The organism is Nocardioides sp. OK12 (assembly GCF_024341885.1).
GTDB classification, from domain to species: domain Bacteria; phylum Actinomycetota; class Actinomycetes; order Propionibacteriales; family Nocardioidaceae; genus Nocardioides; species Nocardioides marinisabuli.
Map to the genome: position 1 here is coordinate 331,032 of NZ_BNET01000002.1, position 24,481 is coordinate 355,512.

The 24,481-nt window shown below is 73.3% G+C and carries 23 protein-coding genes; 16 read left to right on the top strand and 7 right to left on the bottom strand.

Annotated features, from left to right (window positions below):
* Positions 1–65 precede the first annotated feature (65 nt).
* Entirely contained in the window at positions 66–869 is an 804-nt protein-coding gene (locus OCU29_RS05720; RefSeq protein WP_261819140.1) for a hypothetical protein, read from the top strand.
* Here OCU29_RS05720 and OCU29_RS05725 read toward each other — a convergent pair whose 3' ends face one another.
* Entirely contained in the window at positions 870–2,165 is a 1,296-nt protein-coding gene (locus OCU29_RS05725; RefSeq protein WP_261819141.1) for a DUF2254 domain-containing protein, read from the bottom strand. It lies immediately after the preceding gene.
* A 143-nt stretch (positions 2,166–2,308) separates the two neighbouring features.
* On the opposite strand from OCU29_RS05725, the gene OCU29_RS05730 reads away from it, so the two are divergent.
* The 7 genes from OCU29_RS05730 to OCU29_RS05760 all read left to right on the top strand — a co-directional run bounded on the left by OCU29_RS05730 (position 2,309) and on the right by OCU29_RS05760 (position 8,491).
* The gene (locus OCU29_RS05730) at positions 2,309–3,127 is read left to right on the top strand and encodes a crotonase/enoyl-CoA hydratase family protein (protein ID WP_261819142.1); all 819 of its coding nucleotides are present in this window, start codon (positions 2,309–2,311) and stop codon (positions 3,125–3,127) included.
* A gap of 17 nt (positions 3,128–3,144) precedes the next feature.
* The gene (locus tag OCU29_RS05735) at positions 3,145–4,809 is read left to right on the top strand and encodes an alpha/beta hydrolase (RefSeq protein WP_261819143.1); all 1,665 of its coding nucleotides are present in this window, start codon (positions 3,145–3,147) and stop codon (positions 4,807–4,809) included.
* Positions 4,810–5,043: 234 nt separating this feature from the next.
* Positions 5,044–5,247 carry a cold-shock protein gene (locus tag OCU29_RS05740; protein WP_056863399.1) on the top strand — a complete coding sequence of 68 codons (204 nt, stop codon included), beginning with the start codon at positions 5,044–5,046 and terminating at the stop codon, positions 5,245–5,247.
* A 190-nt stretch (positions 5,248–5,437) separates the two neighbouring features.
* Entirely contained in the window at positions 5,438–5,629 is a 192-nt protein-coding gene (locus OCU29_RS05745) for a hypothetical protein (RefSeq protein ID WP_179613740.1), read from the top strand.
* Positions 5,630–5,713: 84 nt separating this feature from the next.
* Positions 5,714–6,007: a metal-sensitive transcriptional regulator gene (locus OCU29_RS05750; RefSeq protein ID WP_193669917.1), complete on the top strand. Its 294-nt coding sequence runs from the start codon at positions 5,714–5,716 to the stop codon at positions 6,005–6,007.
* A gap of 10 nt (positions 6,008–6,017) precedes the next feature.
* Positions 6,018–6,230: a heavy-metal-associated domain-containing protein gene (locus tag OCU29_RS05755; RefSeq protein ID WP_261819145.1), complete on the top strand. Its 213-nt coding sequence runs from the start codon at positions 6,018–6,020 to the stop codon at positions 6,228–6,230.
* A complete protein-coding gene (locus OCU29_RS05760) occupies positions 6,227–8,491 on the top strand; it encodes a cation-translocating P-type ATPase (protein ID WP_261819146.1) in 2,265 nt (754 codons plus the stop codon). Before OCU29_RS05755 ends, OCU29_RS05760 begins: the two co-directional genes overlap by 4 nt.
* 165 nt (positions 8,492–8,656) lie before the next feature.
* Here the strand turns inward: OCU29_RS05760 and OCU29_RS05765 are convergent, their stop codons facing one another.
* Positions 8,657–9,820, bottom strand: a complete 1,164-nt coding sequence (locus OCU29_RS05765) for a hypothetical protein (protein ID WP_261819147.1) — start codon at positions 9,818–9,820, stop codon at positions 8,657–8,659.
* 46 nt (positions 9,821–9,866) lie between these two features.
* Between OCU29_RS05765 and OCU29_RS05770 the strand changes: the two genes are divergently transcribed.
* The 6 genes from OCU29_RS05770 (at position 9,867) to OCU29_RS05795 (ending at position 15,958) form a co-directional block, all read left to right on the top strand.
* Entirely contained in the window at positions 9,867–10,751 is an 885-nt protein-coding gene (locus OCU29_RS05770) for an NUDIX hydrolase (RefSeq protein ID WP_261819148.1), read from the top strand.
* Positions 10,752–10,959: 208 nt separating this feature from the next.
* Positions 10,960–11,922 carry a PstS family phosphate ABC transporter substrate-binding protein gene (locus OCU29_RS05775; protein WP_179615266.1) on the top strand — a complete coding sequence of 321 codons (963 nt, stop codon included), beginning with the start codon at positions 10,960–10,962 and terminating at the stop codon, positions 11,920–11,922.
* A gap of 81 nt (positions 11,923–12,003) precedes the next feature.
* Positions 12,004–12,939 carry a phosphate ABC transporter permease subunit PstC gene (gene pstC, locus OCU29_RS05780; RefSeq protein WP_261819149.1) on the top strand — a complete coding sequence of 312 codons (936 nt, stop codon included), beginning with the start codon at positions 12,004–12,006 and terminating at the stop codon, positions 12,937–12,939.
* Between the two features lie 29 nt (positions 12,940–12,968).
* Positions 12,969–13,850, top strand: coding sequence for a phosphate ABC transporter permease PstA (gene pstA / locus OCU29_RS05785; RefSeq protein ID WP_218876283.1), 882 nt, complete (start codon positions 12,969–12,971; stop codon positions 13,848–13,850).
* Between the two features lie 52 nt (positions 13,851–13,902).
* Positions 13,903–14,763, top strand: coding sequence for a phosphate ABC transporter ATP-binding protein PstB (gene pstB, locus OCU29_RS05790; protein WP_370463655.1), 861 nt, complete (start codon positions 13,903–13,905; stop codon positions 14,761–14,763).
* A 151-nt stretch (positions 14,764–14,914) separates the two neighbouring features.
* A complete protein-coding gene (locus OCU29_RS05795) occupies positions 14,915–15,958 on the top strand; it encodes a hypothetical protein (RefSeq protein ID WP_261819150.1) in 1,044 nt (347 codons plus the stop codon).
* 93 nt (positions 15,959–16,051) lie between these two features.
* Here the strand turns inward: OCU29_RS05795 and OCU29_RS05800 are convergent, their stop codons facing one another.
* The 3 genes from OCU29_RS05800 to OCU29_RS05810 all read right to left on the bottom strand — a co-directional run bounded on the left by OCU29_RS05800 (position 16,052) and on the right by OCU29_RS05810 (position 19,965).
* Complete coding sequence (locus OCU29_RS05800) at positions 16,052–17,053, bottom strand: inorganic phosphate transporter (RefSeq protein WP_179615271.1); 1,002 nt, start codon at positions 17,051–17,053, stop codon at positions 16,052–16,054.
* 1 nt (position 17,054) lies between these two features.
* Positions 17,055–17,672, bottom strand: coding sequence for a DUF47 domain-containing protein (locus OCU29_RS05805; protein ID WP_261819151.1), 618 nt, complete (start codon positions 17,670–17,672; stop codon positions 17,055–17,057).
* A 70-nt stretch (positions 17,673–17,742) separates the two neighbouring features.
* Positions 17,743–19,965 carry an RNA degradosome polyphosphate kinase gene (locus tag OCU29_RS05810; RefSeq protein WP_261819152.1) on the bottom strand — a complete coding sequence of 741 codons (2,223 nt, stop codon included), beginning with the start codon at positions 19,963–19,965 and terminating at the stop codon, positions 17,743–17,745.
* A gap of 54 nt (positions 19,966–20,019) precedes the next feature.
* Between OCU29_RS05810 and OCU29_RS05815 the strand changes: the two genes are divergently transcribed.
* Positions 20,020–21,072, top strand: coding sequence for an alpha/beta hydrolase (locus OCU29_RS05815; RefSeq protein ID WP_261819153.1), 1,053 nt, complete (start codon positions 20,020–20,022; stop codon positions 21,070–21,072).
* A 29-nt stretch (positions 21,073–21,101) separates the two neighbouring features.
* Here the strand turns inward: OCU29_RS05815 and OCU29_RS05820 are convergent, their stop codons facing one another.
* Together OCU29_RS05820 and OCU29_RS05825 are read right to left on the bottom strand one after the other, a co-directional pair.
* On the bottom strand, positions 21,102–23,567 hold the full coding sequence (locus tag OCU29_RS05820) for a hypothetical protein (protein ID WP_261819154.1): 2,466 nt from the start codon (positions 23,565–23,567) through the stop codon (positions 21,102–21,104).
* Between the two features lie 5 nt (positions 23,568–23,572).
* Complete coding sequence (locus OCU29_RS05825; protein WP_261819155.1) at positions 23,573–23,932, bottom strand: DsrE family protein; 360 nt, start codon at positions 23,930–23,932, stop codon at positions 23,573–23,575.
* Between the two features lie 51 nt (positions 23,933–23,983).
* Between OCU29_RS05825 and OCU29_RS05830 the strand changes: the two genes are divergently transcribed.
* Positions 23,984–24,478 (top strand): FABP family protein, encoded by a 495-nt coding sequence (locus tag OCU29_RS05830; protein WP_179615277.1) that lies wholly within the window; start codon positions 23,984–23,986, stop codon positions 24,476–24,478.
* The last annotated feature ends 3 nt before the right edge of the window (positions 24,479–24,481 follow it).

The window sequence follows — 24,481 nt, forward strand, 5'->3', positions numbered from 1 at the left end:
CGGTGGCCCCGCGTTCGCGACGATGACGTCGTCGCACGAGCGGCCGGGACCCGAGGAGACCACCCATGCGCATGGCGAGCACCCGAGGCGCCGTGGCCATGGCCATGGCCGTGGCGCTGGCCGCCTCGCCGCTGGGCTCGGCCACGGCCACCGAGGAGCCTGCGACCGCTCCCGTCCAGGGAAGCCTCCAGGGCGTGGCCACGGGCGTCGGTGGGCTCTGCGCGACCACGTGCACCCGCCCCAAGGACGTCGACCACAGGATCCGCGTCGACTTCGGGACCGGTCGCTTCGCGACCGACGACCCCGTGCCCCCGGGCAGCTACACGCTCTGGATGTCCGACGGCTGGGCCACCCACGAGAGCTGCACCGACATCGACTGCGGGAACCACCTGGCCAAGGGCTTCTACCTGCAGGAGCTGCCGAGCGGTCTCTACACGGGCACCGCGGTCGAGGAGGAGGCCACCCGCTTCGTCGTGCCGGTCCAGACCGAGACCGACGCGCAGCCGACCGACCTCGGCACGCTCGACACGTTCTCGGGGTCGGCGGGCCTGACGGGTCCGACCTACTACTACAGCTCCTCGGCCAAGGGCTCGCCCACGACCGGCATCAGGCGCTCGGTCGGCCACATCGACGTGCCCCGGGGGTCCAGGACGATCATCGAGACCACCGGGTGCGGCGGGAGGAAGTACCGCTGGAGCGACGTCTCGAGGGGACCGGGCGGCGGCACGTGGGAGTGGCGGGACGACGCAGCCTCGCAGCGCTACGGGAGGACCATGAGGGTCCAGGTGTTCCTTCGGGACGAGGGCGAGCCGAGACGGGCGATCTCCAGCGCCTACAAGGTCGGCCTGGCGTGGGACGAGACGTGCTGATCAGGCGTCGTGCCACGCCAGGTAGGCGTCGCGGACCCGTTGGCGGTCGCGCTCGGGCACGTCGGCGTCCTCGACCATGCTGCGCACCAGCTCGGCCTGCGTGCGCAGGGCGGCGACCGCCTCGGGGCGGTGCAGGTGGTCGATCGACTGCTCGACCTGGTGGATGACGTCGAGCAGGTAGATCAGCACGGCCGGGTCCTCGGCGGAGACGAGGCGGACCTCGTCGAAGGCCAGGCCCACGAGCATCGCGTACGTCGTGGCGTGCGGCACGAGCAGCACCTGGCCCCGCTCGCCCGCCAGGTGCTGGGCCGGGGGGACGCGGCACAGCAGGTCCGCCAGCACGGTGCCGGTGTGCGAGATCGCGTCGTGCGCCGTCGTGGGGTCGTTGACACCCGGTGACATCGCCTTGAGCGCCACGTCGGCCAGCTGGCGCACGCCGTAGGCGACGTCCTGCTGCATCGTGCGGGTCTCACCGACCATGACCGCGGCGCGGATCGAGTCGTGGACGGTCTCGTCGTCCACCGGCGGCCAGACCCGGCACACGGGGGTGTTCTGGATGGCGTAGCGCCCGGCGAACGTCTCTAGCCGCGCACGCGAGCCCGGAGGCAGCACCTGCAGCAACCGGTCGAAGTCGACGTTCTCCACCCAGCCGTACGAGGTGAAGCGCACCACCGTGGCGTCCTCGGGCAGGTCGCCGTCCCCGCCCCCCAGCTGGCGGTCCGAGTCGGGATCCGGGTCGGGCCAGCCGCTGCTGGCCTGCTGCAGCGCCTCCTGGGTGACCCGGTGCAGGATCTTGGAGACGTCCATCGAGTGCGCACCGTGGTTGATGAACGCGATGATCGCGAGCACGGAGGCGATGCCCAGCAGCACCGCCAGCAGGATGGAGACGCTCGGGACGATCGGCTCCTCGGTGCCCTCCAGCGAGCTGCGCACGGCGCGCAGGACCACCAGGCAGTAGGTGAACGTCCCGATGACCAGGCCCATCACCCGCTTGTTGAACGGGTCGCGGAACATGCCGTGCACCACGCGCGGCGAGTACTGGCTCGAGGCCAGCGAGATCAGCAGCAGGCTCACCGAGAAGGCGATGCCGGCGAAGCTCAGGGTCGCGCCCGCGACGGTGGTCAGGACGGTCCGTGCGCTGTCGACCGTCGCGGTCAGGCGGGGGTCGATGCCGGTGACCTGGGCGTCGACCGCCAGCATCGCCTGGCCCAGCACCGCACCGCCCAGCACGCAGAGCATCGGCACGAAGAAGAGGCTGCTGCGGACGCGGGATCCCAGGGCTGTGATGCGGCTCACCATGCGCGGCAGGCTAGCGAAGGGAGGCCTCCCCCTGCCTGCGCGAAGGGGTGGCGCCGGTCCCGACGCTGCCCGAGCGCGGCGGCTTCCTGCCCGCCTGAGCGCCGGTGCACGACGTCCGCCCCTCGCACTAGGGTGCGGCCATGACCAGTCCCGGACCCGAGGCCACCACCACCCACGACGGGCCGCTGCGCGTCGAGCGCGACGGCCACGTGGAGACGTGGACGATCGACCTGCCCGAGCAGCGCAACCCGATCTCGGGGCCCGACGTGGTCGCGGCCTTCGTCGAGCACACCGCGCGTGTCGACCGCGACCAGGAGGTGCGCGCGGTGATCCTGACCGGGGCCGGCTCCGCCTTCTCCGCCGGCGGCAACGTGCACGAGATGGCCGAGCGGCGCGGGATGTTCTCCGGGGCGCCGTACGAGCAGCGCAACGGCTACCGCCACGGCATCCAGCAGATCCCGCTCGCGCTGCGTCGCTGCGAGGTCCCGCTGATCGCCGCCGTCAACGGTCCCGCGGTCGGCGCGGGTTGCGACCTGGCGATGATGTGCGACCTGCGCATCGCCTCTACCAAGGCGTTCTTCGCCGAGTCCTTCGTGCAGCTCGGCATCATCCCCGGCGACGGCGGGGCCTGGTTCCTGACCCGGGCGATCGGCCCGGCCCGCGCCGCCGAGATGGCCCTGACCGGGGACCGGGTCGACGCCGCCACCGCGCTGGAGTGGGGTCTGGTCTCGCGGGTCGTCGAGCCGGAGGCGCTCCTCGACACCGCCCGCGACCTCGCCGCGCGGGTCGCCAAGAACCCGCCGCACGCCACCCGGATGGCCAAGAAGCTGATCCAGGAGTCGCAGCAGCGCGACCTCGAGGGCGTCCTCGAGCTGAGCGCGGCGATGCAGGCGATCTCGCACCACACCCAGGCCCACACCGACGCGGTGCAGGCGTTCGTGGAGCGCACGCGCCGCTAGTCACCCATACTCACCGGGTGAAGACGCTCGTTCCCCGCCGCGCCGCCTCCCTGGTGGCGGCGCTCGCGGTCTCGGTCCCCCTGCTCGCTGCGCTGACCACGGCGCCCACCTCGTCCGCGGCGGCCGCGCCAGCTGCGGCTCCCGCGGCGAGCACGCCGGCCGCGGCGAGGGAGGTGCCGACCATCCGGTGGCGCTCGTGCCGCGGCTTCGACTGCGGTCGCGTCGACGTGCCGCTCGACCACGACCGCCCCGACGGCGCCACCCTCACGCTCGCGCTGCGGCGGGTGCCGGCCCGCAAGCCGGCCCGGCGCCTGGGGGCCGTCTTCGTCAACCCGGGCGGCCCGGGCGGCTCGGCCGCCGCGTTCGCGCCCTGGGCGGCCGACCTGCTTGGACGCCGGGTCACCAACCGGCTCGACGTCATCGGCATCGACCCCCGCGGCGTCGGGGGGAGCAGCCACCTGACGTGCCGGGGGCGCAGCGACACGGCGTACCCGAGCGTCGGCTTCCCCGACACCCGGCGCCAGGTGCGCGACTGGCTGGCCTTCGACGCCACCGTGCAGCGGCTGTGCGACCGGCGCATCGCCGACCACATGAGCACCGCCGACACCGCGCGCGACATGGACCTGGTGCGCCAGGCGCTCGGCGACGAGCAGGCCAGCTTCTTCGGGGCGTCGTACGGCTCGGTGCTGGGGGCGACCTGGGTGTCGATGTTCCCCGGCACGGTGCGCGCCGCGGTCGTCGACAGCGTGCTCGACCCGGTGGCCTGGACCACCGGTCACGACCTGCCCGACGGCACCCCCGGCTCGAGCCTGCCGATCAGCGCCCGCCTCGGCAGCGAGGTCGGGTCGCGCGACGCCCTCGAGGCCGGGCTCGCCGAGTGTGACGACGCCGGCCGTCGCGCCTGCCGGCTCGCCGGCGACGCCCTGGGTCGCTGGGACGCGGTCGCGGCGCGGCTGCGCTCCGACCGGGCCGCCGCCCGTCGGGTCGGGCTGTCCTACTCCGACTTCGTCGGCACCACGCTGGGCATGCTCTACGGCGGCGACCTCTGGTACATCGCCGAGTTCGCCTTCCAGGCCGAGAAGCAGCTCTCGCGCCTGGCGGGCCGACCGACCTCCGACGAGCCGGCGGCCCCCGACGGGACGCTGGGCCGCACCGTGCGCGAGGTGCGCGCGGAGCTGGCGCGCTCGCCGTACCCGGGCCCGTACGCCGCGGTGGCCGGTCGCGGCCGGCAGCAGCGGCTCTGGCTCGACGGCAGCACCCACGGGGTGATGTGCTCCGACTCGCTCAACCCGGCCGGCACCGCGGCCTGGAGCGAGGCCGCGGAGCGCACCCGGGCCGCCGGCGGCGCCGACTTCGGGCCGTCCTGGACCTGGCTGTCCTCGGCCTGCTCGGCCTGGCCGGGGTCGGGGGAGGACGCCTACCGCGGGCCGTTCACGATGCCCGACGCCGAGCGGCTGCTGATCGTCAGCAACCGCCACGACCCGGCCACCCCGCTCAGCGGCGCGCTGGCCCTGCAGCAGCTGATGCCGGGCTCGCGGCTGGTGACGACCGGCGACACCGGGCACGTCGCGACCGGCGCCAACCGGTGCGCCACCGAGGTCGTGCGCGACGTGCTGCGCACCGCGGAGAGCCCCGCCGAGGACGTCGTCTGCACCCGCGAGCGGGAGCCGTTCACACGCTGATCCACAAAAAGACGCCCTCGATTGGTTTGCACACGGGGTGGGCGCGGTAGTGTTAGCCCCAGCAACAGATGCAAGTTCCAGCAGGTCGACGCCAGCGGAGTTTGTGATCCAACGGCGTTTCAGCTTGTACGGGTCCTGCCAAGGTCAAAGCAAGTCGGAGCGACGTGTCACCGCATCAAGTTTGCCGGGCCGTCGAAGTGACGGTCCTCGCTTTGACTAAGGAGTACCAAGCACATGGCACAGGGCACCGTTAAGTGGTTCAACGCCGAGAAGGGTTTCGGCTTCATTGCGCAGGAGGACGGCGGCGACGACGTCTTCGTGCACTACTCGGCGATCCAGACCCAGGGCTACAAGTCCCTGGACGAGAACCAGAAGGTCGAGTTCGACGTCACGCAGGGCCCCAAGGGCCCGCAGGCGGAGAACGTTCGCCCCGTCTGATTCAGGACGTCACCGGCAGCTAGCCGGTAGCACCACGACGAGGCCCCACCCGGCGACGGGTGGGGCCTTCGTCCATTTCGCACCACCGCTCGTCACGGTTGGGTACGCCGGTGAGCGGGTTGCTGAGTTTTGGCCCAGAATCTGGCCGGTGGGGGTTTGCTTGGCACACCGGTCGGGCACTCTGGTCCCGATGGACATCCACGAGCTGAGCGGAGGAAGGGTGCACGACCAGTTCGACGTGTCGCTCGAGGACTCCGACCTGCTCGGGGAGGTCGAGCTGACCACCAACCTCATCATCGCCGCCTCGGAGTCCGAGGACCACCTGAGCCAGGTCGAGATCGACGAGATCCTCGGGGTCGCACTCCAGCGCGACGCCTCCTGAGCGTCGTCCCGTCCGGCACCTGCTCCCATCGGGGAGCAGGTTCTTCGTGCTTGCATTCATACCGTAGGGGGGTACCCTATGGACATGGTTGAGCACCAGCACGGGTACCTGCACCGCAAGGACGACTACCTCGCACGGCTGCGCCGCATCGAGGGGCAGGCCCGCGGCCTGCAGCGGATGGTCGAGGAGGAGCAGTACTGCATCGACATCCTGACCCAGGTCTCGGCCATGACGAAGGCGCTGCAGTCGGTCTCGCTGGGGCTGCTCGACGAGCACATGCACCACTGCGTGGCCGACGCCGCCCGCGCCGGCGAGGCCGAGGGGCGCGCCAAGATCGACGAGGCCGTCGCGGCCATCACCCGACTCGTGAAGTCCTGAAGGAGCACAGATGAGCACCCACACCAGCACCTGGACCGTGACCGGCATGACCTGTGGGCACTGCGTCGCCTCGGTCAGCGAGGAGATCGCCGAGATCGACGGCGTCGAGAGCGTCGACGTCACCCTGGAGAGCGGCGAGGTCGTCGTCACCAGCACCGCCCCGCTCGAGCGGGTCAGCGTCGAGGCCGCCGTGCGCGAGGCGGGTTACGAGCTCACGTCATGACCGCCGGGGCGACCACCGATGTGACGACCGGGGCGACCACTGGGGCGACCACCGACGTGGAGCTGGCGATCACCGGCATGACCTGCGCCTCGTGCGCGAACCGCATCGAGCGCAAGCTCAACAAGCTCGAGGGCGTCAGCGCCAGCGTCAACTACGCCACAGAGAAGGCGCACGTCGTCGCCTCCGGCCCGGTCAGCACCGACCTGCTGCTCGAGACCGTCGCCCAGGCCGGGTACGCCGCCAGCGTGCCGGACCCCGGCGTCGACGACGACCACGCCGAGGTCGAGCTGGTCGCCCTGCGCCGCCGCCTGGTCGTCTCCGCGGTGCTGGCGGTGCCCGTGGTGGCGCTGGCGATGGTGCCGGCGTGGCAGTTCGACCGCTGGGCCTGGGTCTCGCTGGTCCTCGCCACCCCGGTGGTGCTGTGGGGCGCGTGGCCCTTCCACCGCGCCGCCGCCACCAACCTGCGCCACGGCACCACCACCATGGACACGCTGGTCTCGGTCGGCGTGGGCGCGGCCTACACCTGGTCGCTGGTGGCGCTGGTCCTCGGCGACGCCGGCATGCCCGGGATGACCCACGGCTTCTCCCTGAGCCTGCAGCGCGGCGACGGGCTCGACGAGGTCTACCTCGAGGTCGCCGCCGGCGTCACGACGTTCCTGCTGGCCGGTCGCTGGTTCGAGAAGCGCTCCAAGCGCCGGGCCGGCGCCGCGCTCGAGGCGCTGCTGCGGATGGGCGCCAAGGAGGTCACGCTGCTGCGCGACGGGGTCGAGACCCAGGTCGCCGCCGAGCAGCTCCGGGTCGGCGACGTCTTCGTGGTGCGCCCCGGCGAGAAGGTGGCCACCGACGGCGAGGTCGTCGAGGGCGCCTCGGCGATCGACGTCTCGATGCTCACCGGCGAGCCGGTGCCTGTCGACGTGGGCCCCGGCGACGTCGTCACCGGCGCCACCGTCAACGCCGGCGGGCGCCTGGTCGTGCGGGCCACCCGGGTCGGCGCCGACACCCAGCTGGCGCAGATGGCCCGCCTGGTCGAGCAGGCCCAGCAGGGCAAGGCGCAGGTGCAGCGCCTCGCCGACCGGGTCTCCGGGGTGTTCGTGCCGGTCGTCATCGCGCTCTCGCTGCTGACCCTCGCCGCGTGGCTGCTCAGCGGCGCCGGGGCCACCACCGCCTTCGCCGCGGCCGTCGCGGTGCTGATCATCGCCTGCCCCTGTGCCCTGGGGCTGGCCACGCCGACCGCCCTGATGGTCGGCACCGGCCGCGGCGCCCAGCTCGGCATCCTGATCCGCGGCCCCGAGATCCTCGAGTCCACCCGCCGCGTCGACACGATCGTGCTCGACAAGACCGGCACCGTCACCACGGGCCGGATGAGCCTGGTCGACGTGGTGGTCCACCCCGACACCCCGGCCGACGAGGCGGAGGTGCGTCGGGTCGCGGCCGCGCTCGAGCACGGCTCGGAGCACCCGATCGCCCGCGCGGTGGCCACCGCGGCCCCGCGCCCCGAGCACCCCGAGGTCGTGGGCTTCGCCAACCGCGAGGGCCTCGGCGTCGTCGGCGACGTCTCCGGGCGTCGTACGGCGGTCGGACGCCCGGCGCTGCTCGAGGCCGAGGGCATGGCGCTGCCGGCGCCGCTCGCCGACGCGCTCGAGGCGGCCCGGGCCCTGGGCCGCACCCCCGTGCTGGTCGGCTGGGAGGGCGTCGCCCGGGGCGTGCTGGTGGTGGCCGACACCGTCAAGGACACCTCGGCCGCGGCCGTCGCCCGGCTGCGCGAGCTCGGGCTCGACCCGGTGCTGCTCACCGGCGACCACGAGCGGGCCGCCCGTGCGGTGGCCGCCGAGGTCGGCATCGACACCGTGGTCGCCGACGTGCTGCCCGCCGAGAAGGTGGCGCAGGTGCGCCGGCTCCAGGAGGCCGGTCGGGTCGTGGCGATGGTCGGCGACGGTGTCAACGACGCCGCCGCCCTGGCCCAGGCCGACCTGGGCATCGCGATGGGCACCGGCACCGACGTGGCCATCGAGGCCGCCGACCTGACCCTGGTCAGCGGCGACCTGCGGGTCGCCGGCGACGCCGTCGCGCTGGCCCGCCGCACCCTGGCCACGATCCGCGGCAACCTCTTCTGGGCCTTCGCCTACAACGTCGCCGCCCTGCCCCTGGCCGCCCTGGGCCTGCTCAGCCCGATGATCGCCGGCCTCGCGATGGCCCTCTCCTCGGTCTTCGTCGTCTCCAACAGCCTGCGCCTGCGCCGCTTCCGCTCCTCCATCGCCTGACCAGCGCCAGCCCCCACCGCCGTGGGTTGAGCAGCGAGGGCCGAAGGCTCGAGCGTCGCCGAAACCGGGTGAGTCCATGGCGTACGTCGTGCGCGGTTCTTGCGGGGTCTCGACGACGCGCGTCGCTGGCGCTCCTTGCTGCTCGACCAGCGGTGACCCCGCGGCTCAGCAGGTGGCGAAGAGGACCGGGCCGTCGGAGAGGTCGCTGAGGGGGTAGGCGCCGGGGGCCGGGGTGAGGTCGAGGGTGACGGTGGTGCCGTCGGCGGTGACCTCGTCGACGCTGAAGCGGTCGGAGAAGGCGCCGCCCTGGCCGGGGGCGGGGCCGGCGGCGAGCGCCGCGCGGGTGTCGGCGTTGGTGCGGGCCTGCTCCTCGGACTCGAAGCCGAGGCCCACCCGCAGGTCGAGCGGGGCCTGGGCGCCACCGTCGTCCCCGGGCGGCAGCAGCGCCAGGACGAACCCGGTCAGCGGGTTGACCGGGCCGGCCTGCGCCAGCAGCTCGTCGGCCGCGGCCTGGTCGGACTCGCCGGCCTGGCCCATCGACAGCGCGCCGCAGGCCTGCTCCCCGGTCAGCACCACCGCGCTGAGCGGCTGCGCGGGCAGGGTGTCGAGCACGTCGGTGACGCCGGCCGCGTCGGGCTCGTGGTCGTCGGCGGCCTCCTCGAGGGCCCGTTCGAGGTAGGAGCGCTGGTCGCTGGTGAGCACCAGCGAGCGGTCCTCGTCGAAGGCCATGAACTGCAGGGTGGGGGTGCCTGCGGCGCCGTTCGCGGCGTTGAGCCGGGCCAGGACCTCCTCCCCGCCCTCCCAGATGCCCTCGGGGGACTCGGGACGGGTGTAGCCCAGCGACTCCAGGCGATCACCCAGCTCGCCGGTGTCGGCGTCCTCGCCGAGCCCGACCACCTCGAGCGCCCCGTCGGGCGACTGGGCCAGCAGCTCCCAGTCGATGCTCGCCGGCGACCAGCCGAAGGACCGCGCCAGCAGCGGCGCCGACTCCACCAGGCCCGAGGCCGAGGTCAGGTCGGCGTCGAAGCCCTCGTCGAGCAGGCGGCGTACGGCGTCGTCGTCGGTGCCCTCGACCTGGAGCCGCTCGCGCGCCCCGGCCCAGTCGGTCCAGGTCCAGCGCTGCGTCTCGGCGGGGGCCAGCGCGACCGCGCGCTCGAGGTCGCTGCCGGGCCCGCGCCACCAGCGCACGCCCACGCCCAGGGCGGCGATGAGCAGCAGGGTCAGGGTCACCACGCCGGCCACCACCAGGGCGCGGCGCGGGCCGCGCCGACCCTCGGCGGGGCCGCTGCTGCTCGGGTCGGTCGCGGGGGCGGCCAGGGGCTCAGGCACGGGGTCGGGCTCCTCATCGTGGCGACGGTGGTGTGAGACTACGGCCATGGCAGCCGTCCCGAGCCGGTCCCGTGACGTCATCGCCGCCGGGGCCGTGGTGTTCCGCCCCGGCCGCGAGGTCCTCCTGGTCCACCGCCAGCAGTACGACGACTGGTCCTTCCCCAAGGGCAAGCTCGACCCGGGCGAGCACGCGACCACCGCGGCGGTGCGCGAGGTCGAGGAGGAGACCGGGCTGCACGTGCGCCTGGGCCCCCCGCTGCCGCTGCAGCGCTACGCGACCGCCAAGGCGATGAAGACCGTGCACTACTGGGTGGGGCGCGTGGTCTCCGGCGACGACGTCGAGTCCTACGAGCGCAACGCCGAGATCAGCGACGTGCGCTGGGTGCCGGTCGACGAGGCCGCGGACCTGCTCTCCTACGAGCGCGACCGCGAGCTGCTGCAGGTCGCGCTGGGCCGCCGCAAGCGCACCCACGCCCTGGTCGTGCAGCGCCACGCGCGGGCCCGGGCCCGCTCGACCTGGCGCGGCGACGACCGGGAGCGCACGCTCCAGCAGGTCGGGCGCACCCAGGCCTTCGACCTGGTGCCGGTGCTGGCGGCGTACGACGTGCGGCGGCTGGTGACCTCGCCCGCGGTGCGCTGCCTGGAGACCCTCACGCCGTACGCCGAGACGATCGACGCCGACCTCGAGCACGTGGAGGAGCTGACCGAGGACGCCGCGACCCCCGACTCGGTCGCCGAGGTGCTCGCCAAGCTGGTCCACGACGTGCACGCGAGCCGCCGCGGCGCCGTGCTGTGCACGCACCGGCCGGTGCTGCCGCACGTCTTCGCGGCGCTGGGCATCGACGACCCGGCGCTGGCACCGGGGGAGATGGTGGTGGTCCACCTGCGCAAGGGGCGCGTGGTGGCCACCGAGCAGCACCTGCCGCACTGACGTCCCTACCCACTGGTCCAGACCGGCGTCAACGCCCCAGGGGGCATGACCGGGGCGTGTTCATGTGACCGCCGTCTCGTGCTTTGCCTGATGTCGCCGACATGGTGCTGTGGGTTCACCGTTCGTTCACCGACGCCCACGAAGCCCGTCATCTGGGCTGCTTAGGTTCCCTGTCGTCAACAGTCATCAGACTTCAGGAGAAGCCGAAGTGAAGAGCACCTCCATCCGTCGGGCGTTCGTGCCCGGCGTCGCCGTCCTCGCCCTCGCCCTCACCGCCTGCGGCGGCGCCGACGCCGGCAGCGACTCCGGTGCCGAGGCCGACACCAGCGCCAGCGGCTCGGTCACGATCGACGGCTCGTCGACCGTGTTCCCGATGAGCGACGCGGCGGCCGAGCTCCTCAACGAGGAGAACCCCAACGTGCAGGTCTCGGTCAGCGAGTCCGGCACCGGCGGTGGCTTCGAGCGCTTCTGCAACGGCGAGACCGACATCTCCGACGCCTCGCGCCCGATCGCCGAGGACGAGGTCGCGGTGTGCGAGGAGAACGGCATCGAGTACACCGAGCTCCAGGTCGCCACCGACGCCCTGACCGTGGTCGTGCACCCCGACCTCGACGTCGACTGCCTGACCGTCGACCAGCTCAAGGAGCTGTGGGGCCCCGACTCGACCGTCTCCAACTGGAACGAGCTCGACCCGAGCTTCCCCGACCAGGAGATCGCGCTGTTCGGTCCCGGCACCGACTCGGGCACCTACGACTACATGGCCAACGACGTCATCGAGTCGGAGACCGAGAACACCCGCTCCGACTACGAGGGCTCCGAGGACGACAACGTCCTGGTCCAGGGCGTCGCCGGCACCGAGGGCGGCACCGGCTACTTCGGCTACACCTACTACGAGCAGAACGCCGACGCGCTGAAGGCCGTCGAGATCGACGGTGGCGACGGCTGCGTGGCCCCCTCGGCCGAGACCGCCCAGGCCGGGGAGTACACCCCGCTGGCCCGCCCGCTGTTCATCTACGTCAAGAACGAGGCGTACGCCGACAACGAGGCCGTCACCGCCTACGTCGACTACTACATCGGCAACCTCGCCGACATCGCGGAGATCGGCCAGTTCATCCCGCTGAGCGAGGAGCTCTACTCCGAGACCCAGTCGAACCTCGAGAGCATCGCCTGATCGGCAGCGCCACCTGAGGCAGGAGCACCCCGACCGGGTGCTCCTGCCACACTGGTTCCACCGCCTCACCCGAAGGACTCCATGAGCACCTCCAGCGCCACTGTCGCGGGCTCGCCCCCACCCGGGGCCGGCTCGTCCGGCGACATCAACCTGTCCAAGAAGCCCCGACCCGCCGAGTCGGCGATCAAGGTGCTGCTCGCGACCTGTGCGCTGCTCTCGGCGTTGATCTCGGTCGGCATCGTCGCGGCCCTGATCGACCCCGTCATCGACTTCTTCGGCCAGGTGCCGTTCGGCGACTACTTCGCGCTCGAGGGCGAGTACGGCGTGCTGCCCCTCATCAACGCCACGATGATCACCACGATCATCGCGCTGCTGGTGGCGGTCCCGCTCGGGCTGGGCGCGGCCATGTACCTCTCGGAGTACGCCTCGCCGCGCGCCCGGCGCATCCTCAAGCCGACCGTCGAGCTGCTGGCCGGCGTGCCGTCGGTGGTGTACGGCTTCTTCGCGCTGGCCTTCGTGACCCCGACCCTGCTGCAGGACATCCTCAGCCTCGACGTCGGCTTCACCAACATGCTCGCCGCCGGCCTGATCCTGGGCGTGATGGTGATCCCGACCATCGCCTCGCTCGCCGAGGACTCGCTCTCGGCGGTGCCGATGGCGATGCGCCAGGGGTCGCTGGCGATGGGCGCCAACCGGATGCAGACGACCGTGCGCGTGGTCTTCCCCGCCGCGCTGTCGGGCATCGCCGCCGCGATCGTGCTGGGCATGTCCCGCGCGATCGGCGAGACGATGATCGTCACGCTGGCGGCCGGCAACATCAAGAACTTCACCCTCGACCCGCGCGACGGCGCCCAGACGATGACCGGGTTCATCGCCAACACCGCCGGCGGTGAGAACCCCGTCGGCTCGGTCGACTACAACATGCTCTTCGCCGTGGGCATGACGCTGTTCGTGATCACCCTGGTCATCAACATGGTCAGCATCTTCATCGTCCGTCGCTACAGGCAGGCCTACTGATGAGTGTCGCCACCGCTACCGCCCGCCGGGTGACCGAGGCGACCGCGCTGACGGGTCGCTCCAAGGACCGCAACGTCCGCTCGATCCTCTTCCTCGTCGCCCTGTGGTTCTCGCTGTTCTTCGGCGTCATGGTCCTGGCCGTGCTGATCATCGACACCGCCATCGAGGGCAGCTCGCGCTTCGACGCGGCGCTGCTGACCGAGTACGCCTCCCGGGTGCGGCCCGAGTCGACCGGCTTCCGCGCCGGCATCCTGGGCACCGTCTGGCTGATGGGCGTGACCGCGGTCCTCGCGGTGCCGCTGGGCATCGCGGCGGCCGTGTACTTCGAGGAGTTCGCCGACAACCGGCGCTGGTACAACCGGGTCCTCGAGGTCAACCTGCAGAACCTGGCCGCCGTGCCCGCGATCGTCTACGGCCTGCTGGCCGTCGCAGTGATGGCGGTGCTCGGCTTCAGCGAGACCGGCACCGCCCTGGGCGGTGGCCTGGCGCTCGCGCTGCTGATCCTGCCGGTCATCGTGATCACCACCCGCGAGGCGCTGCGCGCCGTGCCCGACGACATCCGCCAGGGGTCGCTCGCGCTGGGGGCCACGGTGTGGCAGACCACCTGGCGCCAGACGCTGCCGTCCTCGGTGCCCGGCATCGCGACCGGCACCATCCTGGGTCTCTCGCGCGCCATCGGTGAGGCCGCCCCGCTGATCGTGGTGGGCCTGGCCGGCTCGCTGCGCTTCGACCCCACCGGCGTGATGAGCCCGATCACCGCGCTGCCGATGCAGATCTACTCGCTCACCTCGCAGTCCCAGGAGGACCTGCGGGTGGCTGCCTCGGCGGGCATCATCGTCCTTCTCGTCATGGTCCTGAGCCTCAACGCGCTCGCGATCGTGATCCGCAACAAGTTCCAGAGGTCCTGGTGAGAGCATGAGCAAGCAACCGCACAGCGTCACGATCCGAAAGGGACCCGAGACAGTGGACCCCGCATCCCCCGAGCCCCAGACCGGCTCCCTGGCCGACGTGGGGCGTGACCGCGCCGTCGCGTCGGTCCCGGCCAAGTCGGTCATCGAGACCCGCGACCTCAACGTCTTCTACGGCGACTTCCACGCCGTGCACGACGTCGACCTGGCCTTCGGCCAGAACGAGATCACCGCCCTGATCGGCCCCTCGGGGTGCGGCAAGTCGACGGTGCTGCGCTGCCTGAACCGGATGAACGACCTGGTCGCCAACGCCCGGGTCACCGGCGAGGTCAGCTACCACGGCCAGAACATCTACGGCCCCGGCGTCGACCCGATCGCGGTGCGCACCCACATCGGGATGGTCTTCCAGAAGCCCAACCCGTTCCCCAAGTCGATCTACGACAACATCGCCTACGGCCCCCGGGTCACCGGCATGAAGGTCGAGTCGATGGACGACCTGGTCGAGGAGGCGCTGCGCGGCGCCGCGCTGTGGGACGAGGTCAAGGACAAGCTCAAGCAGTCGGCGTACGGGCTCTCGGGCGGGCAGCAGCAGCGCCTGTGCATCGCGCGCACCATCGCCACCAAGCCCGACCTGATCCTGATGGACGAGCCGTGCTCGGCGCTCGACCCGATCGCGACCTCGCGCATCGAGGACCTGATGATGGAGCTGCGCCAGACCTTCACCATCATCGTGGTCACCCACAACATGCAGCAGGCCGCGCGCGTCTCCGACCGCACCGCCTTCTTCACCGCGCGCCCCGACGAGACCACCGGCAACCGCACCGGCCTGCTGGTGGAGTTCGACGACACCAACCGGATCTTCACCAACCCGGCCGACAAGCGCACCGAGGACTACATCTCGGGTCGCTTCGGCTGAGGGCTGCTCCGGATAGTCCCTGACCTTCCACACCCCGACACGCCGTTGGTGTGTCCGGGAGGTCAGGGACTTTCTCGCGCTCCGGGGGCCTGCGAGCGGTCCCTGTGGAGGACGAGCCCGCCCCGGCCCGCGGTGGGCCACCCTGCGGGGCATGGCGACGCAGGGGCTGGGCTCGGGGCACGGAGTGGTCGTGCCGGTGCCCGTCGACCCGCGCGGCATCGACGGCCCCACGGCTCGCGAGGCGGCGGGCCCGTGGTGGCGGCGTACGTCGCGGGGCCGCTACGTGCCCGCGCACGTCGAGCCGAGCGCTGCGCAGCGCATCGCCGAGGCCGCCTGCCTGCTCCCGGCGCGGCACGTCTCGGTGACCGGGTGGGCGGCGCTGTCGTGGCGCGGGGCGCCGTACGCCGACGGGCTCACCGCGGCCGGTGAGCCGAGGCCGGTGCCGGTCTCGACGTCCCGTCGGCGGCTCCGTCCGCAACCGCTGTTCGCCCTGTGCGAGGAGCGCTGCGACCCCCGCGAGGTCGAGCTGGTGGACGGGGTGCCGATGAGCTCGGCGGTGCGGGCGACCTGCTTCGAGGTCAGGTACGCGGCCGGTCTCGACGCGGCCGTGGTGGTCCTCGACATGGCCTACCTCAGCGACCTGGTCGCCCCCGGCGAGGTCGCGGCCTGGGTGGGGTCGCACGCCAGCTACACCGGCATCGAGCAGGCCCGTCGGGCCCTGCCGCTGGCTGCGGAGAACGTGTGGTCGCCGATGGAGACCCGGCTGCGGCTGCTGTGGCAGGAGCGGATGGCCGAGGTGTGCCTCCTGGCCAACGCGCCGGTCTTCGACACCCGCGGGAGCCACGTCGCGACCCCCGACCTCCTCGACCCGGCCAGCGGGGTGGTCGGCGAGTACGACGGCGAGCTGCACCTCGAGGGTGTCCGGCGGGCGCGTGACCTGCGCCGCGAGGGCGACCTGCGCCGCCACGGGCTGGAGCCGGTGGTGATGGTCGGCGCCGACCTCGCCTCGCCCGGCGACTTCCTCGACCGGCTGCGCGACGCCTACCGGCGGGCCGCCCAGCAGCCGGTCGCCGCGAGGGGCTGGACCCTGCAGCAGCCGCACTGGTGGCGCGACACCAGCACCGTGGCCCGGCGCCGCGCCCTGGTCGGCGGCGAGCGAGACCTGTGGCTGGCGCGCGGTCGTCGTACCGGCTGAGGCTGCGGGGCCGCGGACAGTCCCTGACCTTCCACACCGTGACACGCCGATCCGGTGTGTGGAACGTCAGGGACTATCCGCGCCCCCGCAGCCTCAGGGCAGCTGGAAGACGTAGTGCGAGACCCAGTAGAACGACGCGGCGACCAGGCCGGCGGCGGGGAAGGTCAGCACCCAGGCGGTGACGATGGAGCGGGCCACGCCCCACCGCACGGCCGAGAAGCGCTTGGTGGCGCCGGCGCCCATCACCGCGGAGGTGATGGTGTGGGTGGTGGAGATGGGGGCCTCGAAGACGAACGCGGTCGTGTAGAGGACACCGGCGGCGACCGTCTCGGAGGCGAAGCCGCGGGCGGGGTCGAGGGCGATGATGCGCCGGCCCAGGGTGCGCATGATCCGCCAGCCGCCGGCCCAGGTGCCGGCCGAGATGGCGGCGGCCGCGGCGAGGATGACCCAGATCGGGAGCGGGTCGTCGGCGGTGGCGTACCCGCCGGTGACCAGGGCCAGGAAGATCACGCCCATCGTCTTCTGGGCGTCCTGCAGGCCGTGGCCCAGCGCCATCGCGGCGGCCGAGAGGGTCTGGGCGATCCGGAAGCCGCGCTGGGTGCGGTGCGGGTTGCGGCGCCGGAAGATCCACATGATCGCGACCATCAGCACGAACGCGGCGGCGAAGCCGAAGAGCGGCGAGGCGATCATCGGGAGCAGGATCTTGTCGACGATGACGTCCCACTTCACCAGCGACCCCGACGCGACGGCCGCGCCGACCAGGCCGCCGATGAGGGCGTGGGAGGAGGAGGAGGGCAGGCCGAAGTACCAGGTCAGCAGGTTCCAGGCGATCGCGCCGAGCAGGCCCGACATCACGATCACCAGCCCGGCGGTGCCGGCCTCGGGGGTGATCACCGACCCGACGGTGTTGGCGACCTCCTGGCCGAGGAAGGCGCCGATGAAGTTCATCACCGCGGCCATGGCGAGCGCGACCCGAGGGGTGAGCGCCCGGGTCGAGACCGAGGTGGCGATGGCGTTGGCGGCGTCGTGGAAGCCGTTGGTGTAGTCGAAGACCAGAGCGACGACGACGACCGCGATGACGATCGCGAGGGTCAACTCAGGACTCCTTGACCGCGATCTGCTCGATCCGGTTGGCGACGGTCTCGAACGCGTCGATCGACCCCTCGAGCGCCTCGGCGATGTCCTTGAGCTTGAGCACCTCCATCGCCTTGTACTCCCCGGAGAACAGGTTGGCGATGATGCGGCGGTGGTTGCGGTCGCCGGCGTTCTCGAGCCGGTTGATCTCGATCCAGTACTCGCCCAGCGACTGCATCGAGCGCAGGTTCGGCATCGTGGTCGCGGTCAGGTCGGCGCAGCGCTGCAGCAGCTCGACCTGGTCGAGCAGCTCGGGCGGCAGCACCTTGGGCTCGTAGAGCAGGACCATGTCGACGACCTCGTCCATCATGTCCATCACGTCGTCCAGGCCCGAGGCCAGCGCGTAGATGTCCTCGCGGTCGAAGGGTGTCACGAAGGTGGAGTTCACCTGCTTGACGATGGCGTGGGTGGTCTCGTCGGCGGCGTGCTCGGCCTCGCGCATCCGCAGGGCGACGGCCTCGCGGTCGGCCTCGTCGGAGAGCATCTCGGCGAGCAGCCCGGCCCCGGTGACGAGGTGCTGGGCGGAGTCGAAGAAGTGGTCGTAGAACGAGCTCTCGACCGGACGGAAACGCAGTCGCACGGGTGTCTCTCCTGGGGGCGACGAGATGGCGCGCCCAAGACTAGGGCTCGTAGAGCCGGGTGACTAACCTTCAGCCGCCGGCGCTGGTGTGGCGTCGCCCGCGCTGGCGCTCGATCAGCGCCTCCTGCAGGTGTACGCCGCCGCCGTTGCTCGCCCACGACCCGTCGCTGCTCAGCTCCCACGCACTGGTGTCGGGGTCGAAGGCCAGGTCGAGCAGCTCGCCGACGGCCTCGATGCTGGCGGCGTCGGGCAGGCGCACCAGCACCTCGACGCGGCGGTCGAGGTTGCGGTGCATCAGGTCGGCCGAGCCGATCCACGCGACCGGGTCGCCGCCGTTCTCGAAGCGGAAGATCCGGCTGTGCTCGAGGAAGCGCCCCAGCACCGAGCGCACGGTGATGTTGTCGCTGAGCCCGGGCACGCCGGGGCGCAGCCCGCAGATGCCGCGCACCAGCAGCTCGACCGGCACCCCGGCCCGGCTGGCCAGGTAGAGCGCGTCGATGACGCTCTCGTCGACGACCGAGTTGGCCTTGATGCGGATGCGCGCGGGGCGGCCGGCGAGGTGGTGCCCGATCTCGCGGTGCACCTGCTCGATCAGCCCCGGGCGCACCGAGTCGGGGGCCACCAGCAGCTCGTCGTACGAGGCGTTGCGCGACCAGCCCGAGAGGTTGTTGAACAGGTGGGCGACGTCCTCGCCGATCCGCTCGTCGGTGGTGATCAGGCCCAGGTCCTCGTAGAGCCGCGAGGTCTTGGGGTTGTAGTTGCCGGTGCCGATGTGGGTGTAGCGGCGGATCCCGCCCTGGCCCTCGCCCTCGTCGCGCACGACCATCGAGAGCTTGCAGTGGGTCTTGAGCCCGACCAGCCCGTAGACGACGTGGCAGCCGGCCTGCTCGAGCTTGCGGGCCCAGCGGATGTTGGCCTGCTCGTCGAAGCGGGCCTTGATCTCGACGATCACCAGCACCTGCTTGCCGGCCTCCGCGGCGTCGATGAGGGCGTCGATGATGGGGGAGTCGCCGGAGGTGCGGTAGAGCGTCTGCTTGATCGCCAGCACGTGCGGGTCGGCCGCGGCCTGCTCGATGAAGCGCTGCACCGAGGTGGCGAACGAGTCGTAGGGGTGGTGCAGGAGCACGTCGTGGCGCCGTGCGGCCTTGAAGACGTCGACGGGGGCGGCGGACTCGACCTCGGCGAGCAGCCGGTGGGTGGTCGGCACGAACGCGGGGTAGCGCAGCTCCTCGCGGCCGATGTCGGCGATGTCGTGGAGCCCGCGCAGGTCGAGCGGGCCGGGCAGGTGGAAGACCTCGGCGCGACTGACCCCGAGCTCCTCCATCAGCAGGTCGAGCACGTGCGGGGCGATGGACGCCTCGACCTCGAGGCGCACCGCCGGGCCGAAGCGGCGGCGCAGCAGCTCCTTCTCGAGCGCGGCCAGGAGGTTCTCGGCGTCGTCCTCCTCGACCTCCACGTCCTCGTTGCGGGTGACCCGGAAGGTGTGGGCCTCCAGCACCTCCATGCCGGGGAAGAGCCGCTTGAGGTGCTCGCGGATGACGTCCTCGAGCGGCACGAAGCGGTGGTTGCCCAGGGAGACGAATCGGCTGAAGCTCGGCGGGACCTTGACCCGCGCGAAGTGCTCCTTGCCGGTCTTGGGGTTGCGGATCATCACCGCGAGGTTGAGCGATAGCCCCGAGATGTAGGGGAAGGGGTGGGCCGGGTCGACGGCCAGCGGCGTCAGCACCGGGAAGATCCGGTCCTTGAACATCCGCTTGCACTGCTTCTGCTCGTCGCGGTCGAGGTCGTCCCAGCGCACCAGCTCGATGTCGTGCTCGACCAGCGCCGGGACGATCTCGTCGCGGAACAGGGAGGCCTGCCGCTCGCTCAGCTCGCGGGTGGTGGTCCAGATCCGCTCGAGCACGTCGAGCGGCATCAGCCCGGAGGCGGCGCGCACGGCCAGCCCGGTGGCGATGCGCCGCTTGAGGCCGGCGACGCGGACCATGAAGAACTCGTCGAGGTTGCTGGTGAAGATCGCCAGGAAGCGCACCCGCTCCAGCAGCGGCAGCCCGGGGTCCTCGGCGAGCTCGAGGACGCGCTGGTTGAAGTGCAGCCACGACAGCTCGCGGTCCAGGAAGCGGTCGTCGTGCTCGGCGACGGCGGCCAGCTCGGCCTCGTCGGGCGCGTACGGCGCCTCCTCGGTGCCCGCTGTGCCCGCGGCCTCCGCAGCGCCCCCGTCGGCCCCGGCGGTCTGGTCCTCGACCAGGGTCAGGTCGGCGGCGGCGGGAGCGGTCTCGAGCGGAGCGTCGGGCATGGCGTCAGTGTGTCACCGCGAGTTGAACGGGAGGTGACGCTAGGTTCGGGAGCCGTGACCACCTCCCGAGCCAAGCAGGCCGTCGAGCGGTTCGCCCTGCGCGGGCTGACCGGTCTGCCCGAGGTCGTGCAGCGCCGGATCGGTCGCCCCGTCGTGCGCGACACCCAGACCCTGGCCGACGACGTGCGGCTGATGCTGGCGCTGCAGCGAGTCGCCCGCGAGCCGGCCGTCGAGACGATGCCGATCCCCGAGGGGCGCGTGGCGCTGGCCCGCCAGACCGCGCTGATCGCCGGCGACGACCCGGTGGCCGAGGTCCGCGACCTGCAGGTGGCCGGGATGGCGGCGCGGCTCTACGTGCCGAGCCAGCGCCGCGGCGCCGGGAGCCACCCCACGCTGCTGTTCTTCCACGGCGGCGGCTTCGTCTACGGCGACCTCGAGAGCCACGACGCCCCGTGCCGGCTGCTGGCCTCCGAGGCCGGGGTGCGGGTGCTGGCCGTCGACTACCGGCTCGCGCCCGAGCACCGCTTCCCGGCCGCCCACGACGACGCGCTGGCGGCGTACCGCTGGCTGCTCGACCACGCCGCCGAGGTCGGCGCCGACACCTCGCGGCTCGCGGTGGGCGGCGACTCCGCGGGCGGCAACCTGGCCGCCGCGACCGCGCTCACGGCCGCCCAGGAGGGCCTGCCGCTGGCGCTGCAGCTGCTCATCTACCCCGGCACCGACGCGCTGCGCGACACCGAGAGCCTGCGGCTGTTCGGCGACGGCTTCTACCTGACCCAGGGCTTCATCGACCTGGCCGCCGAGTGCTACTACCCCCAGCTCTCCGACGACGAGCGGCGCGACCCGCGGCTCTCGCCGGCGTACGCCGACCTGGGTGCCGAGGTCGCGGGCCGACTGGCCCCGGTCTTCCTGTGCACCGCCGGGTTCGACCCGCTGCGCGACGAGGGCGAGGCCTACGCGCGCCGGCTCGAGGAGGCCGGTGTCGCGGTCGAGCTGCGCCGCTTCGAGGACCAGATCCACGGCTTCCTCAACATGACCGGCGCCGGTCGCACCCCGCGCGCCGCGGTGGTCGAGATCGCCCACCGGCTCGAGGCGGGGCTCGCCTAGGAGCTGCCGGCCCAGCCGGTTCGGTCGGGTCAGAGCTCGGGGCGCCAGGCGCGCAGCGCCTCGACGAACTCCTCGGGCTCGACCATGGTCGCGTCGACCGCCACCGGCGGCAGCGTCCTGCGGTGGAAGAGCACCCGCCAGTCGCGGTCGCCGGGCTCGCCGACCGCCTCGATGACGGTGGCGGGGTTGGCGGCGCTGAAGCGGTGGTGTCCGTCGCTGTTGAGGATGTCGACCACGCCGTCGTCGCCGATGCTCGCGCTGCCGGAGGCCCGCAGTGAGCGGACCGCGACCACGCCGAGCAGCACCGCGAGCAGCACCGCGGCCAGCGGCATGGGGGTGGCGAACCCGTCGGCCAGGCCGACGCCGACGCCGACGATGGCGGCGAGCAGGGCGAGCGCCCCGGCCACGGCACCGACCACGCGGCCCGTGGTGCGCGGGTGCGAGCTGGGCGGGTGCGGGTCGCGGGCGACCGGGCGGGTGCCCTCGGGAGGTCCGTCGGGGCTGCCCAGCAGCCCCTGCAACCCCCGCTCCTGCTGTGCGGCCGGCCGGCCGCGGGGCCGGGTCCGGGCGAGCTCGTCGGCCAGCGCGGTGGCGCGCTCCTCGGCGGCCAGGCGTTCGGCCATCGCGATCTCGACGAGCTCGGCGTGGTGGCGCACGGAGGCCTCGACGGCCTGCCGGTCCACGGCCCGGTCGGCGGCGGCCTGCTCGGCCTCGGCGCGGGCGGTGACGGCCTCGGCGGCCGCCTGCTCGGCCTCCTGGCGGGCGACCTGCGCGGCGCGCAGCGCCTCGTCGTGCTCGCGGGCGGCGGCGGCCATCTGCTCGAGGACCTCGATGGTGCGCTGCTCGGCGGCCTCCCGCTCGCGGGCGGCCTCGGCGGCGAGCTCGGCGTGGCGCTGGGCGTCGGCCTCGGCACTGGCGCGGGCCTCGACGGCCTCGGCGGCGGCCTGCTCGGCGGCGAGCCGGGCCTCGTGGGCCTCGGCGGCCAGGCGCGCGTGCTCGGTCGCGGCGGCGTCGGCGAGCGTCTGGGCCTCGTGGGCCTCCTGGGCGCTGCGAGCCTCGGCGGCGGCGTCGGCACGGGCCGCCTCGAGGGCGGTGCCGGCGGCCTCCGCGTCGCGCCCGCGGGCGGCCGCGGCCTGGTGGGCGGCGTCGGCCAGGGCGACGGTCTCGCCGAGGCGCACCGCCGCGTCGGCGGCGGCCTGCTCGGCGTCCGCGCGGGCGGCGTGGGCCTCTGCGGCCAGCCGGGCGTGCTCGGCGGCGGCCTCGTCGGCGGCCTGCCGCGCGACCGCTGCCTCCTCGGCGGCGGCGTCGGCCGCGGCCCGGGCCTCGTGGGCGGCGGCGGCCGCCTCGCCCTGCTCCTGGGCGCGTACGTCGGCCGCCTGGCGGGCCCGGAGCGCGGCCTCGGCCTCCTCGTTGGCCGCGCGGGTGGCCTCCTCGGCCCGCTCGCGGGCGGCCTGGGCCTCGTCGGCGAGGCCGGCCTGCACCCGCCCAGCCTCCTCGGCCTCGAGGCGCGCGGCGTGCGCCTGCTCCGCCTCCTGGGCGCGCTCCTGGGCCGCCTGCTCGGCGGCGGTGCGGGCCTCGTGGGCCTGCTCGGCCAGGTGGGCCTGCTCGGCGGCGGCCTCCTCGGCGCTGCTGCGCGCCCGGGCGTGCTCAGCGGCGACCCGGTCGGCCTCCTCGCGCTCGGCGGCCTGGGCGGCGGCGGCCTCCTCGGCCGCGGTGCGGGCCTCGGCGGCGGCCTGGGCGCGGGCCTCGGCCTCCCGGGCGGCGTGCTCGGCGTTCTCGCGGTCGGAGTGGGCGTGGGTGGCGGCCTCGCCGTGGGCGGTGGCGACCTCCTCGGCGCTGCGCCGCGCGACCAGCGCCTCCTCGGCGGCGGTGGCGGCCGCGGCGGCGGCCTGCTGGGCCTCGGTCTGGGCGGTGTGCGCGGCCGCGGCGGCCTCGGCCTGCGCCCGCGCGCTCTCCTCGGCCTCGGCGCGGGCCTCGGCCGCGGCCTGGGCGGCCTGCTCGGCGGCGGCGCGCAGCTCGGCCTGCTCCTCGGCGCGACGGGTCGCCTCGGTCGCGGCCTCCTCGGCCGCCTCGCGGGCCCGGGCCGACTCCTCGGCCCGCTCCCGGATCGACTCCTCGGCGGCGGCGCGTGCCTGCTCCGCCGCGGCCCGCGACTCCTCGGCGACGCGAGCGGCCTCCTCGGCGGCCGCGCGGGCGTCGTACGCCTCCTGCGCGGCGGCGGCGTGCTCGGCCGCGGCGCGGTCGGCCTCGGCGCGGGCCTGGGCGGCCTGCTGGGCCAGCTCCTCGGCGGCGATCCGCTCGGCGGCCTGCTCGGCGGCCGCCAGCTCGGCGGAGTGGCGCAGCGAGGCGGCGCGCTCGGCGGCCGCGGTCTGGGTGGCGATCCGCTCGGTGAGCTCCTCGACCGACGGCGCGGGGGCGGCGTCGGCGGTGGTGGTCGTGGCGGAGCGGCGCAGCCAGCGGCGCGGCTCGGTGGGGGGAGGACCGGGAGTGCTCATCGGGATCAGTACACCAGCGCCTGCACGTGCTCGCCGAGCACTTCCTCGGCAAAGAGCGCTGCGCCGGCCATCCGCACCCCCGGCGCGAGGTCGTCCTCGGTGATCCCGCGGCGCGCCGCGCACTGGGTGCAGACCGTCACGCGGCCGGTGGCGAGCACCACCTCGAGCAGCTGGGCGACCGGGGTGGCGTGCTCGAGCCCGAGGTCGGGCCCGCCGCCCGCGACGGCGTACGACGCGGCGTCGCCGGTGAGCCACAGCGAGACGTCCGCCCCGGCCGCGGCCGCCGCGGCGGCGACGGTGAAGGCCTGGTTGGAGCGCTCGGGGTCGTCGGCGGCGCAGGTGACCTTGATGACGAGGGGACGCATGGGCGAAGCCTAGGCGCCGCCCCCGGCCGGGTCGGCGCCTATGGTGGAGGGGTGCCGATCGAACTCCCTCCCAACCTGCATCCCCACTGTGGCCCCCTCGTCTGGCTGCTCGGCACCTGGTCCGGCAGCGGCAAGGGCGACTACCCGGGGATCGAGCCCTACGACTACCAGCAGGAGCTGGTCTTCCAGCAGGACGGCCGCCCGTTCCTGCACTACTTCTCGCGCTCGTGGATCATCGACGAGAACGGCGAGAAGGTGCGCGAGGCCGCGCAGGAGACCGGCTTCCTGCGCTGCCCCGAGCGCGGCAAGGTCGAGATGGTGCTGGCGCACAACACCGGCATCTCCGAGATCTGGTACGGCAACGCCGAGGACGGCAAGATCGAGCTGCGCACCGCCGGCGTGGCCTTCACCGAGACCGCCCGCGAGGTCACCGGCGGGCACCGGCTCTACGGCAACGTCGAGGGCGACCTGCTCTACGCCTACGACATGGAGGCCGAGGGCAAGGAGCTCCAGCCGCACCTGTGGGCGCGGCTGAAGCGGTCCTGAGGC